This window comes from Pricia mediterranea (assembly GCF_032248455.1).
GTDB classification, from domain to species: domain Bacteria; phylum Bacteroidota; class Bacteroidia; order Flavobacteriales; family Flavobacteriaceae; genus Pricia; species Pricia mediterranea.
In genome coordinates, this window is the sequence record NZ_JAVTTP010000001.1 from 1,212,708 (window position 1) to 1,227,561 (window position 14,854).

General features: G+C 45.3%; 17 protein-coding genes. 13 read left to right on the forward strand and 4 right to left on the reverse strand.

Translation table 11 applies throughout. From position 1 onward, the window contains the following. Positions 1-243 precede the first annotated feature (243 nt). The gene (gene rsmH / locus RQM65_RS05150) at positions 244-1,152 is read right to left on the reverse strand and encodes a 16S rRNA (cytosine(1402)-N(4))-methyltransferase RsmH (protein ID WP_314013178.1); all 909 of its coding nucleotides are present in this window, start codon (positions 1,150-1,152) and stop codon (positions 244-246) included. Next, positions 1,127-1,597, reverse strand: a complete 471-nt coding sequence (gene mraZ / locus RQM65_RS05155) for a division/cell wall cluster transcriptional repressor MraZ (protein WP_314013179.1) — start codon at positions 1,595-1,597, stop codon at positions 1,127-1,129. The genes rsmH and mraZ overlap by 26 nt, the downstream gene beginning before the upstream one ends. A 328-nt stretch (positions 1,598-1,925) precedes the next feature. On the opposite strand from mraZ, the gene RQM65_RS05160 reads away from it, so the two are divergent. From RQM65_RS05160 to RQM65_RS05205, 10 genes are all read left to right on the forward strand, one after another. Then, positions 1,926-2,690: an alpha/beta fold hydrolase gene (locus RQM65_RS05160; protein WP_314013180.1), complete on the forward strand. Its 765-nt coding sequence runs from the start codon at positions 1,926-1,928 to the stop codon at positions 2,688-2,690. A gap of 17 nt (positions 2,691-2,707) precedes the next feature. After that, positions 2,708-3,322, forward strand: coding sequence for a ribosome biogenesis GTP-binding protein YihA/YsxC (gene yihA, locus RQM65_RS05165; RefSeq protein WP_314013181.1), 615 nt, complete (start codon positions 2,708-2,710; stop codon positions 3,320-3,322). A 166-nt stretch (positions 3,323-3,488) separates the two neighbouring features. Next, complete coding sequence (locus tag RQM65_RS05170) at positions 3,489-4,325, forward strand: 3-keto-disaccharide hydrolase (protein WP_314013182.1); 837 nt, start codon at positions 3,489-3,491, stop codon at positions 4,323-4,325. A gap of 287 nt (positions 4,326-4,612) precedes the next feature. Next, a complete protein-coding gene (locus RQM65_RS05175) occupies positions 4,613-4,852 on the forward strand; it encodes a thioredoxin family protein (RefSeq protein ID WP_314013183.1) in 240 nt (79 codons plus the stop codon). Positions 4,853-5,004: 152 nt separating this feature from the next. Next, a complete protein-coding gene (locus RQM65_RS05180; protein ID WP_314013184.1) occupies positions 5,005-5,607 on the forward strand; it encodes a MarR family winged helix-turn-helix transcriptional regulator in 603 nt (200 codons plus the stop codon). 205 nt (positions 5,608-5,812) lie between these two features. Then, positions 5,813-6,919 carry a nickel-binding protein gene (locus RQM65_RS05185; RefSeq protein ID WP_314013185.1) on the forward strand — a complete coding sequence of 369 codons (1,107 nt, stop codon included), beginning with the start codon at positions 5,813-5,815 and terminating at the stop codon, positions 6,917-6,919. Between the two features lie 18 nt (positions 6,920-6,937). Next, positions 6,938-8,017, forward strand: a complete 1,080-nt coding sequence (locus RQM65_RS05190) for a nickel-binding protein (RefSeq protein WP_314013186.1) — start codon at positions 6,938-6,940, stop codon at positions 8,015-8,017. 355 nt (positions 8,018-8,372) lie between these two features. Next, positions 8,373-9,746: an FAD-binding oxidoreductase gene (locus RQM65_RS05195; RefSeq protein ID WP_314013187.1), complete on the forward strand. Its 1,374-nt coding sequence runs from the start codon at positions 8,373-8,375 to the stop codon at positions 9,744-9,746. A 47-nt stretch (positions 9,747-9,793) separates the two neighbouring features. Then, positions 9,794-10,549 carry a hypothetical protein gene (locus RQM65_RS05200; RefSeq protein ID WP_314013188.1) on the forward strand — a complete coding sequence of 252 codons (756 nt, stop codon included), beginning with the start codon at positions 9,794-9,796 and terminating at the stop codon, positions 10,547-10,549. A 45-nt stretch (positions 10,550-10,594) separates the two neighbouring features. After that, a complete protein-coding gene (locus RQM65_RS05205; protein ID WP_314013189.1) occupies positions 10,595-11,113 on the forward strand; it encodes a GNAT family N-acetyltransferase in 519 nt (172 codons plus the stop codon). A 31-nt stretch (positions 11,114-11,144) separates the two neighbouring features. On the opposite strand, the gene gldC is transcribed toward RQM65_RS05205, so the two are convergent. Both gldC and gldB read right to left on the reverse strand, forming a co-directional pair. Further along, positions 11,145-11,480, reverse strand: a complete 336-nt coding sequence (gene gldC, locus RQM65_RS05210; protein ID WP_314013190.1) for a gliding motility protein GldC — start codon at positions 11,478-11,480, stop codon at positions 11,145-11,147. Between the two features lies 1 nt (position 11,481). Then, positions 11,482-12,465 (reverse strand): gliding motility lipoprotein GldB, encoded by a 984-nt coding sequence (gene gldB, locus RQM65_RS05215; protein WP_489753098.1) that lies wholly within the window; start codon positions 12,463-12,465, stop codon positions 11,482-11,484. A gap of 70 nt (positions 12,466-12,535) precedes the next feature. On the opposite strand from gldB, the gene nadE reads away from it, so the two are divergent. From nadE to RQM65_RS18905, 3 genes are all read left to right on the forward strand, one after another. Then, a complete protein-coding gene (nadE, locus tag RQM65_RS05220; protein WP_314013192.1) occupies positions 12,536-13,324 on the forward strand; it encodes an NAD(+) synthase in 789 nt (262 codons plus the stop codon). A 170-nt stretch (positions 13,325-13,494) separates the two neighbouring features. Then, on the forward strand, positions 13,495-14,124 hold the full coding sequence (locus RQM65_RS05225; RefSeq protein ID WP_314013193.1) for a response regulator: 630 nt from the start codon (positions 13,495-13,497) through the stop codon (positions 14,122-14,124). 193 nt (positions 14,125-14,317) lie between these two features. Beyond that, positions 14,318-14,851 carry a hypothetical protein gene (locus tag RQM65_RS18905; RefSeq protein WP_432279837.1) on the forward strand — a complete coding sequence of 178 codons (534 nt, stop codon included), beginning with the start codon at positions 14,318-14,320 and terminating at the stop codon, positions 14,849-14,851. Positions 14,852-14,854 lie beyond the last annotated feature (3 nt).

The window sequence follows — 14,854 nt, forward strand, 5'->3', positions numbered from 1 at the left end:
GACTTCCTTGAACAGGATTTGAACAGATTCCTTCATTTCTCATCTCTCTTCCTTCCTCTTTGCCCTCTGCTCTATGCTCTCTCCCACCTCTCCGTTCTCTATTCTTTCTTGCCTCCGTCCTCGCTCCTTCCGTCTTTGTTCTTTCTTCTCTGCTCTTTTCCTTTTCCCATCCTATCTTTCATTCCATCATTCATCCTTCCTCTTTTCGTCCTTCTTCCTTCTTCCTACCGTCCTTGCTCTTTTTCAAATCCGTTCCGCAATTCTCAATTTCGCACTTCGGGCCCTGTTGTTTCGGGCTATCTCTTCTCTCGACGGGGTAATGAGCTTTCCCACTTTTTTAAAGGGGACGTCGATGTTTCCGTAAAAATCCTTTTCCGCCTCCCCCTCGAACCGGCCGGCCCGGATATAGCGTTTGACCAACCGATCTTCAAGGGAGTGGTAGCTGATGAGGCTCAGCCTTCCCCCTTTCTCCAACAGCTCCGGCATCTGCAAAAGGAATTCCTTAATGACCGCAATCTCTTGGTTCACCTCGATACGGATGGCCTGATACACCTGTGCCAATATTTTATGCTCTCTTCCCTGGGGCAAAAGTGGGCGCAACACCTCTTTTAGACTTTCGGTTGTCTCTATTGGGCCCTGCTCCCTTTTACTCAGTATTATTTTGGCGATTGCATTCGCGTTACGCAAATCCCCGTACTGAAAAAACATGGTTCGCAAGGCGTCAAAATCGTAGGTATTGACCACCTCATAGGCCGATAACGTACTACGTTTGCTCATCCGCATATCGAGGGCGGACTCGAAACGGGTCGAAAAGCCGCGTTCAGCGGTATCGAACTGATGCGACGAGACCCCGAAATCGGCCAAAACACCGTCTGCCTTCCGTATGCCATAGAACTTCAAAAACTGCCTGACGAACCTGAAATTCTCGTTGATCAAGGTGAAACGTTCATCGTCCAGCGTGTTTTCGAGGGCGTCCTCATCTTGATCGAAGGCGAACAACCGACCTTCATCGCCCAGTCTTTTCAATATCTCCCGGGAATGTCCGCCACCTCCAAAAGTGACATCCACATAGACGCCATCCTTTCTAATGTTCAGTCCGTCTATGGACTCCTCCAATAAGACCGGGTTATGATACATCGCCATCGTCTCCATCGTCTCCCATTACCTCTTCCGCCAGGGCGGCAAAATCCTCTGCCGTATCCTCTAGCACTTTTTCATAGCTATCCTTATCCCAAATTTCCACAATGTTGATCGCCGAAGTCAAGACCACCTCTTTTTTGATATTGGCAATCTCTACCAGGTTCTTCGGTATCAGCAGCCTCCCGTTCGCGTCGATCTCGACCGTCTTCACCCCCGCCGAAAAGCTTCGGATGAAGTTCGCGTTCTTGCGCTTGAACCGGTTTTTCCTTTTCATCTTCTCCATCAACTTGTTCCACTCCTCCATCGGGTACAGCTCCAAACACGGCTGGAACACCGATCTTTTGATTACAAAACCTTTGTTCAGAATCGGGGACATCTGATTTTTTAGGGCGACTGGCAGCATTACCCTACCTTTGGCATCGGCCTTACAATCATATGTTCCGATAAAATTTATCACGTAGGTCTAAATTTTTAAATCCCATTTACAGGCGCGAAAGCCATCCATATCAAGGATTTACAGTACAATAACTCAAAAATACAATTTTTATTACCACATTTTACCACAAATTACCACTTTGTTGATAAGTTGTGGCTTATGGGACCAATTTTTAGTGGCATTTAGCGGGACTCCGCTTTGTCTTCTTTAGCGATTTGCGAAGATTTCACTCAGGATAACTGTACCTGTGTAAGATTGAAATGCCTATATTTGACAAGCTCGCACCAACGGCGAACAGAGCTAAAGCAATCAAAGCAGTCTCTCAGAGTAACCACCAGAAGCATTTTTAATGGAAAAAAAAATCATCGAGGAAGGGAAATACCGATACATCGAAAAAGGGGAAGGAACTCCTATTATCATCCTGCACGGTCTCATGGGAGGGCTTAGCAATTTTCACGGGGTCACGGATTTTTTTCCTAAAAAGGGGTACAAGATTTTGCTGCCGGAATTGCCGATCTACTCCATGCCCATGCTAAAAACGAATGTAAAACAGTTCGCCAAGTTCGTAGAAGGTTTTATAGAGGCCAAAGGCCTAAAGGATGTCATTCTGCTGGGCAATTCGCTAGGCGGTCATATCGGATTGCTGCACACCAAGTTGTACCCCGAAAAGGTGAAGGCATTGGTCATCACGGGAAGCTCCGGTTTGTACGAGAGCGCCATGGGCGACGGATACCCAAGGCGCGGTGATTACGACTTTATACAGAAAAAGGCGGAAAACGTTTTTTATGACCCCGCCGTCGCCACTAAGGAAATTGTCGATGAGGTATTCGCCACGGTCAACGATCGAAACAAAATTCTGAAGACCTTGGCCATCGCCAAAAGTGCCATTCGACATAACATGGCCGACGACCTTCCGTCGATGCACACCCCTACCTGTATTATCTGGGGCAAAAACGACAACGTGACGCCCCCCGATGTAGCTGATCTTTTTCATGAACTGCTGCCCGATTCCGAGCTTTTCTGGATCGATAAATGCGGACATGCCCCCATGATGGAGCATCCGCAGGAATTCAACACGATTTTGAACACTTGGCTCGAGAAGCGAGGGTTTTAGCTGTCAAACCTTGTCCCATGATCATTAAAACCGCCAACTTTGTCATCAGCAACACCGATGTGGACAAATGTCCGAAAGAACCGCTACCGGAATATGCTTTTATCGGCCGGTCGAATGTGGGCAAGTCTTCCCTGATCAATATGCTTACCGAGCGGAACAAGCTGGCCAAGACTTCCGGCCGGCCCGGAAAGACCCAATTGATCAACCACTTCAAGATAAACGACAATTGGTTTTTGGTCGATCTCCCGGGATACGGCTATGCCAAGGTGTCGAAGAAAAGCAAAAAGACGTTTCAAAAATATATTACGGAATACTTTGAGAAACGCAAGCAACTGGTGTGCGCGTTCGTTCTGGTCGACATCCGCCATGAACCCCAGAAAATCGATATGGAATTCATGGAATGGCTGGGTGAAAACGCCATCCCATTTTGCATCATTTTTACCAAGGCCGATAAATTACGGCCCAAGGCGGTGGAACGCCAAGTAGAAGCATATATCTCACAGCTATTGGCAGGAGTCTGGGAAGAAGCTCCCCAATATTTCATCACCTCATCCGCGAAAAATCTTGGACGCGAGGAGATTTTGGACTATATCGAGGGGGTCAACGAAGCATTTTTTGCATATAATAAATGAATCTTCTCCTCCGATTTTCGAAAACGGCTGATATTCCAGAAAAAATCTGTAAAGCCAATTTAAGCAAGGGCCCTTGGATTATCGCAGGGGAATCTACGAACAGTTTTTTGCGATTCAGATTTTGACCAAAAAAAAGACCGTAAAATAGGGCTTAAACCATCAAACCATGAGAACACGACGCTATCCTGCACCTAAACTCAAGATTGTCAACCGATATAGGTATCTAATATCACTGGTGATGCTTCTTCCGTTAGTTTTACTTTCGTGGAAGCATTCCCCTCCCGCGCCGGGCACCCAAGAACAATGGGAATCCATATTCAATGGTGAGGACCTGAGCGGTTGGCAGATCAAGGTTACCGGACATGAGCTCGACCAGAACTACAAAAATACCTTTCAGGCGAAAGATGGCAAACTGATCGTCTCCTATGACGAATACGACACTTTCGATGATAAATTCGGACATATCTTTTACCATGAAAAACTGTCCCGTTACAAGTTGAGACTGGAATATCGTTTTATTGGCGATCAGGTTCCCGGCGCGCCCGATTGGGCCTACCGCAACAGCGGGGTCAAGTTCCATTCCCGGGCCCCGGAAGAGATTCCCAAAGACCAAAAATTGCTGGTCGCGGTCGAGGCACAATTGCTCGGGGGCAACGGTAAAGACGAGCGACCGACCGCCAACGTCTGTACTGCGGGCACCCATATCGAAATGGACGGAAAACTGATTACCGAACATTGTACCCCATCCTCTTCAAAAACCTATCACGGCAATCAATGGGTAGCCCTCGAACTTGAAGTACTGGGCAACGAGAAGGTCATTCATCGCGTCAATGGCGAGGTGGTCTTCGAATACGAAAAGCCGCAGCTGGACGATTCCGATCCTTTCTCCAAACAATTGTTGGACAAAGGCGTTCCAAGAATGCTCAGTGATGGCTACATCGCGCTGCAGGCCGAAAGCCATCCCGTGGAATTCCGGAATATCGAACTGATGCGGCTTCCTTGAGCTGAAAAGGTAAGTGATTGCCCAGATGGCTCAAAAAGAAGCCCCATCGTCCCCTTAAAAGTAAGCCCCCAAAATGTCGGGAGTATTGATCACGGACCGCCCGGAAATATCGGAGGTACGTTCGATCATCGCATTTCAATGCGCTTCCGGGTCTTGAAATTCATTTCCCACGAACAAGTACCGATTCCCAGTGTCAAAAATGTTAAAATCCCATAAAAATTTTATATAGTTAGCTAAACTAACTATATTTATCCTGGCAATAATGCCATAACGTAACAATCGAAGCGATGAAAAAAGCAACTTTTTATCACGCAGGCTGCCCGGTCTGCGTAAATGCGGAACAGGAACTATTGAATTTAATAGACACCTCTAAAGTCCAGGTAGAGATAGTTCATTTAGGGGAACGGACTGAAAAAATTTCCAACGCGGAAAACGAAGGGGTAAAATCCGTACCCGCCCTAGTGCTTGACAACGGCAACGTATTACACATCAATCATGGGGCCACCCTGAAAGAGGTAAAAGGATAAAGAGTGGGCCTGTAAAGCTAGTAGGACTAATTTTATGGGCCTTCCAAACCAATTTCATAGGAAAATCCGCTAACAGCTAGGCAGAATTGTTGATTGGAGGTACTTTTGTAGCCATATTGCTTCCGAATAGAAGATTATTTTTTGTCATTACAATGATGCACGCTTTCAATCCAGAATATCAGAATCAACAAATCGAGGGCAAAATCGTAGTCGCCCTCGAACGTATTTCCCAAGCGTTCCGTGTGCTGCTTTGGCAAGAGGGCAAGGAAAACGCCCTTACGCCTATCCAATTGCAGATCCTGCTCTTTATAAAATTCCATGAATCCGAAAAATGCAAGGTCAATTATTTGGCTAAGGAATTCAATCTTACCAAGGCTACCATTAGCGAAACCGTTCGGCTGTTGTCAAAAAAAAAATTGATCTATAAGGAAACCGACCCGACCGATACCCGAAGTTATTCCATTTACCTAACCGAAAAAGGCGGTGAAATCTCCACCAAATCCAGTTCGTTTGCCGGAGCATTGGAAAAACCCATCCATACGTTCTCCGAAACCCAAAAAGAAATCCTCTATCAAAGTTTGTTGGAACTTATCGAAAAGTTGAACAGGGCAGGCATCATTACCGTACAGCGGATGTGCTTTTCATGCCGGTTCTATCAGCCCGGCAAGGAAAGTGATTACTGCAAGTTACTTAAAAAGGAACTGTATAAACCCGATTTGCGGGTCGATTGTCCCGAGCATGAGATAGCCGTTTAAACCCTTGGTGGGTCACCCGTCAACGTTTCTAAGAAATTACAATGGCAAACCGTTTTGGGCTTATTGGATACGGCACAAAAGATTGACCACGAACAATTTGTGCGACTATTTGAATCAAAAGTTCTATTTAGCAACAATAGAAAGCTTATATTTATCGTATTCCCCGCTCCGTTGAACCAAAAGTCTTATCTTAAAATTTTGAGCTATGCCAATCTATATGGATTCACATATCGTTCCGGGGGTGGAGGCCAAGCATGCTGCGGAAGCGCATAAAAAAGATCTCGGTATTCAAAATGAATTTGGTTGTAGAAATATGACGTACTGGATCGATGAGGACCGGGGAAGGGTCTTCTGCTTAATCGATGCCCCGAACGAGGAAGCGGTCAGGGAAATGCACAATCATGCCCATGGACTGGTGCCCCATGAGATTATTCCGGTAAATGGTAAGGTAGTAGAGGCATTTTTGGGAAGAAATGCAGATCCCGAACCTTATTTTGACACTAAACCTCCAGGTCTTAAAATTTTCAACGACCCCGCTTTCCGGGTTATTCTGGTAATCAGGACAAAAGATGTCGGACTGTTGCACTACCATTTGGGCGATGAACGTGCCAAGCAACTTTTTTCGCTGTATTACGATACAGTTAGGGAACAGGTTCAAAAGTACGAGGGTAGTGAGGTTGAAGTTACAGGAGCAGCATTCGTAGTGTCCTTTGCCTCAGTTTCCATGGGAGTCGAATGTGCCATTGCCATTCAGAAAGCCTTGCACGTGGCCGCGGAGCTTATCGAGTTGCGAATGGGCCTGCATGCCGGTTTGCCAGTAGATCAAAGCGAGGTGCTATTTGGACAAACCTTACAACTGGCGAGTTTTCTTTGCCTTATTGGCGGAGAAAATCCTATTGTAATGTCTTCCATTGTAAGCGAATTGAACCAACCTGAGCTTCGAAAGAACAGAAATTTTCGTACGGAAATCAAAAGGCTCAATGCCACCGAGGAGAAATTACTGAAACGAATTGTCGATATTCTGGATAGTAATTGGCAGAATCCAGAATTTGACATCACCGACTTCTGTCACAAATTGTCAATAAGCAAATCACAATTATACCGAAAATGCAAAGGTAGTACAGGCAAATCGCCCAACGCTCTATTAAGGGAATATCGATTGCTAAAATCCCTAGTGCTTCTAAGAAAAGAGGGTCGAAATGTATCTCAAACCACATTTGATTCGGGCTTCAATAGTCCGTCTTATTTTATAAAGTGCTTTCAGCAGCGGTTCGGCCTTCTTCCGTTGAGTTATTCTAAATTGATAACGTAAAAACTTAAAACGCCCATCATGCCACTTTACATGGACATACACACGGTTGATTCAGACGATTTCACGGTCGAGGATGTAATCAAGGCCCATATGGAAGATCTGGGCGTTCAGGAAAGGTTCGGCGTAATACAACGAAAATATTGGGTAAACGAACAAGATAAAATGGTTTTTTGTTTGATGGAAGGCCCCAATAAAGAAGCCTGTCATAAAACCCACGAGGTAGCCCATGGTATGACCGCATGTAATATCATAGAGGTTTCCGATGACGAATACAATCTGTTTATGGCCCGGGGCAGTACCAAAAGCAATGACCTTGCCTATACGCTGAATGGCGAACTGGACTCTGGTTTTCGTACCATAATGCTGATTGCAACATCTGATCTATGTGGAATGTACGGTCATTATACCTTTGAAATACGGCGCTTGATAGAACAGTTTAACGGAGTGGTGGTACTGCAGCCATCAGATGAGATCATGGCTTCTTACCTATTGGCTTCCGATGCAATCTTATGTGCACTGGCCTTGGCAAAACTTTTAAAATCCATTCCCAATAATTTTGAATTTAGACTGGCCCTGGTAAGCGGAAATCCAGTGGACGAAGGCGGGACCGATTTATTCGAGGATACCAAGGGAAAAGTGAAAATATTGTGTCAGATCGGGTTGAGCAATGTCATGTATTTGGACGCTACGACCAAGGCACTTTCCGCTAAGGAATCGAATACGCCGAAAGTAAACCATAACGATATCAAAATTGTAGGGAGCAACGATTTTTCGTTTTGTGAAAAATTATCCCGAATATTTAGTGGCGAATTGAAGAACCCAAATTTTAAGAGCGAACAACTTTGCAACCGATTAGACCTGAGCAAGGCACAGACCTATAGAAAAATAAAGGCGTTGACGGGCATGTCGCCGAACACATTGATACGGGAACTGCGGCTTCGAAGATCGCTCAAGGCCCTGAAAAACAATCACAAAACAGTAGCCGAAATCGCCTACGATCTCGGTTTTAACAGTCCCACCTATTTTACGAGGGTTTTCAGAAAAAGATATAATGTACTGCCGACATCTTTTGCCAATCTTTACGACCATAGTTCATAGCCATTTTTCAAGATGACCCAATTGTTACATCATTTGGCCCAATAGGTTCAGCCGTGGTTCAATTGTTCGAACCTTTGAACCAAAACTTACATTTCCATATAGCTTAATACCGTAATTTTATAAGGAAATGCATGATTTATATCCGGCCAACGGACATGGCCTCGACACTTCCCCCACCTGTCCATACAAAGCAAAATTATACCGTTGCCATTTCTTCCCCATTTGGCACACCTAGGCTGAATTTAAATTAGGACTATATGCCCTGCTAATAATCATCAAATAGTACAGATGCAAAAATCCCTTTAGTTAGGTCTTGAAATATTTTTTAAACTCAAAACATCTTAAATGCACGATTATGGAAGAAAAAATTAAGGAATTAAAAAATAGCGCGAACGGGGAAATCATTGTACCACAAGATAAAAATTACGACGAGGCACGAAGCATTTACAATGCCATGATCGATAAACATCCGGGCGTCATCTTTAAATGTAAGGATATAGAAGACGTCGTTCAGGCCGTTAACTTTGGCAGGGAGAACGATTTGGAAGTCTCCATCCGCAGTGGCGGCCACAATGGCGCAGGTTTGGCCTTGGTGGACGATGGCTTGGTCATCGACCTTTCGGAAATGAAAGAAATCAAAATTGATCCCGATTCCAAAACTGCCAAAATACAACCGGGCCGTACCTTGGCCGAAGTAGATAAGGCTACCTATGAGCACGGTCTTGCCCTACCCAGCGGTATCATTGGAACGACAGGAATTGCGGGGCTGACCTTGGGCGGTGGAATGGGCTATTTGAGCCGAAAAGGTGGATTGACAATAGATAATCTTTTGGAAGCGGATGTGGTGCTGGCATCGGGGGAAGTCGTCACCACAAATGCTTCTGACCATTCCGATCTATTTTGGGCCTTACGGGGCGGGGGTGGTAATTTTGGAGTGGTGGTCTCCTTCACTTTTAATCTTATCCCGGTTAAAAATGTATATGCCGGTCCCATGTTCTGGCCCATTGAAAAAGCGGAAGAGGCCATGAAATTTTACGATACCATTATTAAAGATGCCTCTGACGATCTTTATGGCTTCTTCGCCTATTTGATTGTACCTCCTGGCGACCCGTTTCCCGAACATCTGCACATGCAAAGGGTTTGTGGTGTGGTTTGGTGCTATACCGGACCCTTGGAAAAAGCGGAAGAAGTATTCAAGCCCATTAGGGAATTCGGCCCTCCGATACTTGACTTTGTTGGCGAAATGCCAATGCCCACATTAAATGGTCTTTTTGACGGACTCTATCCCTCAGGAATGCAATGGTACTGGAAGGCGCATTACATAAACGAACTTACCGATGAATGCATTCAAGAAAACATAAAACATGGATCGAATACCCCTTCCGTTCGTTCGACAATGCACCTTTATCCCATCGATGGAAAAGTCCATGAAATTGCCCAGGAAGATACCGCATGGGCCAATCGGGGAGCGCGTTGGGCGCAGGTAATCGTGGGAGTCTCCCCAGAACCTGCCGATGCCGATAAGATTACCAAATGGTGTAAAGACTATTACGAAGGCATGAAACCCCATGCCGCCGGTGGAGCCTATGTCAACTTTATGATGGAAGAAGGCCAGGAACGTATAAAGGCTAGTTATAAGGACAATTATGAACGGCTGACAAAAATCAAGAAGAAATATGATCCCGATAATTTCTTTCATATTAATCAGAATATCGTGCCGGCCGATTAAAACTCAAGCAGAGTCTAAAGCCAAAATGTATTTATCGAAATAATATTATGCCAACAGCATTAAATTGGTTTTCATTCCTCTGTATTCTGTTTTTCCACCTGTCGATATTGGGTCAGGAATCCAGAGATGTAAATTCAAACGGGTTCAGGTTTTCAGGCACCATTGGCCTGAACACCAATGGTATCTCTCCCGTCCCTGCATTTTCACTGGGACAGCCGGCAATCATGGGATTCTTTTCATTGCGAAAGAACAGATTTAGTTTTGACCCCGAGATTGCCTACTCCACAAACGGTACTCCTTGGTTTTTCAGTAGTTGTTTTCGGTATCGAATTTTCGGTAAGAGGAATTTTGGTATAAAGGTAGCCGCCAACTGGAGTATTTCGCATAGTTATCCAGAAGTTATAGAGAACGGCATTTCAAAAACAATTACTAAAGGACAGCGGTATCTCGTCCTTGAGTTTGCACCTACTTATAAATTTACGGAAAAGTTCAGCTTAGGATCTGCCGTTTTCGTAGGTCGTGGCTTAGATAAAGGCTCGGTAAAACAAATGCACTTTATTTCGGTGGTCGCTAACATTACCAAATTGCGGCTATCGGGCAAATTGTATTACAGCCTCTATCCACAGGTATTTTATTTGAATTTGGATGGTGATGAGGATAGCTTTTTTGTTTCCGGGGTTGCGGGAATTGGCCATAAAAAAATTCCGTTGTTTTTATCCACACAAATGAACCAATCTTTGGTCACCTCTATTTCGCCCGATCCCGGGTTTTCATGGAACGTAGGATTGTCCTATAGTTTTTAACATGTGAAATTTCATGTTATCTTCGATAGAACAAATAAAAACGTTATGGTTGAGATAATTCTAAGGACACTCAAACCCTCCGACAAAACCCAAATCGCCCTACTCGCCAACAATAAAAAAATCTGGGACAATGTACGGGATGCTTTTGGCCACCCCTATACCGAAAAAAATGCTGAAGAATTCATCCAACGGCAGGCCAAGAGCGATACGGAAGATGTCTTTGCCATTGACTGCCAAGGTGAACTCTGTGGCCTGATCGGACTGATTCTTCAAAATGACATATATCGGAAATCCGCCGAAATTGGCTATTGGATCGGCGAACCCTTTTGGGGTAAAGGCATTGTCACAAAGGCAATCGAATTGATTACCATATATGCTTTTGATAAATTGATACTTATCCGAATCTTTGCTGGGGTCTTTGAGTACAATGTGGCCTCCATGAGAGTGCTGGAAAAAAATGGCTTTCAAAAAGAGGGCATCGCCAAAAAGGCGGTTTTTAAGAACGGTGAATTTTGGGACGAGCATAGATATGGATTACTGAGTCCACAAACTGCAACCCGATAGCAGGGGGCTTTCGTCAACAAGCGTACCTAGCCTATTTCTTCAACTCCAACTTCTCCGCAAAATAGGCGCAGAAATCCTTCATGGTGGCGGTCATTTTTTCGTCTTGGGTCGCCTTCATAAAAGTATCGGATAAAGAAACCAAGGTCTGGTGGAAGAAAATCTTCATCTCGTCGACCGGCATATCCTTAGTCCACAAATCGATTTTTAGGGATTCTTGGTTCTTGCTGTCCCAGACCGAGAGCAACATGGCCTTGGCCTCTTCGTTGTCGATGCCGCCATCTTGTGCCGACCAGGTCAGCTCTTCGGGAACCCGGTTCTCGTCCAATCCTACTTTAAGGGTGATTTCGGAGGTGTGTAATTTTGCCATCTTATTTTTCAGGTTTATAGTTCGATTTTTTAAAAATTTCTTCTGCCGGGAGCGATAGCATCTGTTGCAAGGTCACCTCGTTTTTCTCCATAAAGGCCCTAACGATTTGCCAACCTAGGAAACGGCCGATGCGCCCGGGGGATTCGTTGTCGAGTTCCAGTCCGAATTTAGAAAACGGGGCTTGGTCCAAAAAACGTCGCACCAATTTGTTGTCGGTACTGTATAAATATTCGTTCTCGATAAAATTGCGCCAAATCTGTTCTTCATTGGCTTTGGCCCAAGCCAATTGTGCCTCGGAATAATTGATTTTTTGACCATCGGAGATAAAAGGTGCCAGTTTATCCTTTGTTGCCAATTCTTTCCCGTAGTATATCATTTGCCCTAAAAAAGTACGGTCTTTCGGCTTTGGAACTACCTGCTTTGCAAAGGCGTTGGCCACATCGCTGACCAGATACTGCTTGTCAAGTCCCGCTGCAATATAGTTCGGAAAGCTCTGATAGAACTTGTGATCGGGTCCCAAATAATTGTCGAGACCTATTAACAGCAGGCTATCCGTCATAATAATCCGGCTATCGTAACTCACATCTGAGGTCACCGTAACCACCTTGGGCAGTTGGTAGTTGGGAAAATAATACTTGATATGTTTAAAGAGGAGGATAAGGTCGTCCTTTTCTTCCGAGAAATCGCTGAATTCATTATCGACTTCCGACAGGAGCTCGATCTGAAGGCTATCCTGTAGTTTGGCGACCCAAACGCTATCGGTATATTGCGCCGGAAATAAATAGGGATACGCCTTTTTAAGGACGGGGATATCCAAGGGTTCAGCCTCTGCGAACTCACGGTCAAAACGGGCAATTTCCAGATTTACATCCAATTTTGCGATGTCGTCTTCGACCTTATCGTTATCCTTACATCCTAAGAAAACAACCAAAATCAATAATTGAATGCAAACCTTTCCAGAAGTGTAAAGTAATTCCCTATACATTTTATTATTTACGGTCAAGGCGTTATTTTTAGCGTACAAAGTTAATCGATCTATACAGAAGGAAAAGCCCATGCAAACAGAAAAGGTAGCGGCATATATTACAACTTGGCTTAGGGAATATGCCGAAAAGGCACATATAAAAGGATTTACCATAGGCATTTCAGGGGGTGTCGATTCCGCCGTCACCTCAACGCTCTGTGCCAAAACCGGCCTCGATCTGCTTGTATTGGAAATGCCGATACATCAAGACGAACGACAGGTAACCCGCGCGACGGAGCATATAGCTTGGCTTCAGAAAAAATTCGCCAATGTCAAACGAATGAAGGTGGACCTCACCCCGGTCTTCGATAGCCTTGTCGATGCTTTGCCTCCAGTAGAGAAGGAAGAGGACCGTTTTATGGCCTTGGCGAATACCCGGGCACGGCTACGTATGACCACATTGTATTATTTTGCGGGACTGTACTCCCTTCTAGTCGCCGGAACCGGGAACAAGGTGGAGGACTTCGGAGTAGGGTTTTTTACCAAATACGGCGATGGCGGGGTGGATGTGAGTCCGATCGCAGATCTGATGAAATCCGAGGTTTATGAAATTGCCAAGTTTCTTGAAATTAACGACGACATTATAGAGGCAGCGCCCACAGACGGCCTTTGGGGAGACGACAGAACCGATGAGGCCCAGATCGGGGCGACCTATCCGGAACTGGAGTGGGCCATGCGGATGGATGAACAAGAAAAGAGTCGAGATTCCTTTTCAGAACGGAAAAAAGAAGTCTTCGACATCTATAAAAAACTGAATTCGCGCAACCAGCATAAGATGAGTCCCATTCCGATTTGTGAAATTCCTGAGGACTTAAATTAGCGATTAATCGCATAAATTTGCTATCTAAACGAAAAAACGTCAGAAAATGCGTCTGATTAGGAAAAAAAAGCCAAATTTGGATAACGAATTAGATTTTAAAGCCTTACATTGCATGTCAGTATTTTTATACGTGCTAGAAGTGTTTTTTTATCTGGATAAAAACTAGAAAGATGATTAAAGTGTTAATTGCCGACAACCATCCGATCATTCGCATGGGCGTTACGAAAGTATTGAAAGATGCGAAAGGATTCGAGGTCATCGAAGATGCTTCAACGACCTCTGAACTTTTTGAGAAACTGGAAAAAGTCACGCCGGACGTAGTGATGTTAGAAATGGACATCCCAGAAATCAACGGCATTGCCACATTGCGAAAAATCAAAAAGGATTATCCTGAGGTAAAAGTTTTAATGTACAGCGGACAATCTGAAGACGTCTATGCCCTAAGTACGATCAGGGCCGGGGCATCCGGATATCTATCCAAAGCATCTGACATCGATTACATCATTTCAGCATTGAAAAAGGTAAGCGAGGGCAGCATGTTCATCACGAATGAGCTTGCACAGCGCTTGGCCTTCGACGAAGGCACACAAAAACCAAGAAGATTCTTTAGAAAGCTTTCTACCCGTGAGGTGGAGGTACTCAAATTATTGGCCAGCGGCAAACGCAACAAGGATGTTGCCATCGGGCTGAACCTCAACGAAAAGACGGTCAGCACGTATAAAGCGCGCCTCATGAAAAAATTGAACGTTGATAATATGGTCGACCTCTTGCAACAGGCAAAAGCCTTGGAGCTGTATTAAACTACGCACATTGTATTATTTACGTTTTTAAACCTCGAAGCCTTTCGCTCTCGAGGTTTTTCTTTTTACCGCATCGATACTGAGCAGTCTCTGCACCCAGCCTTGACGGTCACGGTCCCACTTGACCGGATCCATTGTATATGCCCGAGGGATATTCAGGAGTAAGCCCTTTTTTCGGTAAAATTTAAAGTCGGTGCCGTTCGACCGTAGAGGTCGGGCGGCATTTTCGATTTCCGGTGTCGCCTTTGAGGTCTTTTCGGTTCGGGAGGACGGATTTCGGGCCCTTCCGGTCCCGTCGGGACATAGGTCTCCCTCGGGCCTCCTGGCTGCTGGAGGCTCAGGCTGCTTTTGCCAGGCGGGCCGAGGCCATGCGCCTGCCGATCTCAAGGGCGTTGGCGGTGTGGATGCCGAAAAATATCCAGAGGATCTCCGTAGCCTTGGTGCGGGCCCTTATTCTTTTGAGGCCGTAGTGTTCCTTGTCGTTGCCGAAGCTGCCCTCCAGGCGGGCGGCCCTTTCCTTGGTGATGGCCGCCGCCAGTTTCTTACGGTGCCCCTCGTGTTTGCCGGCCCTTCCCTTGCGCTTGAAGTCGGTACGGATACCGTTCCCGGTGGCGAACTTCCGATTTTTGTTGGTCGCGTAGATGGCATCGGCCCCTACGATCTTGACCTTGGTACGGGTCTGGAATTGCTACATTTGATTGGACATAAAGTTGAGGGACGTCACTAACGT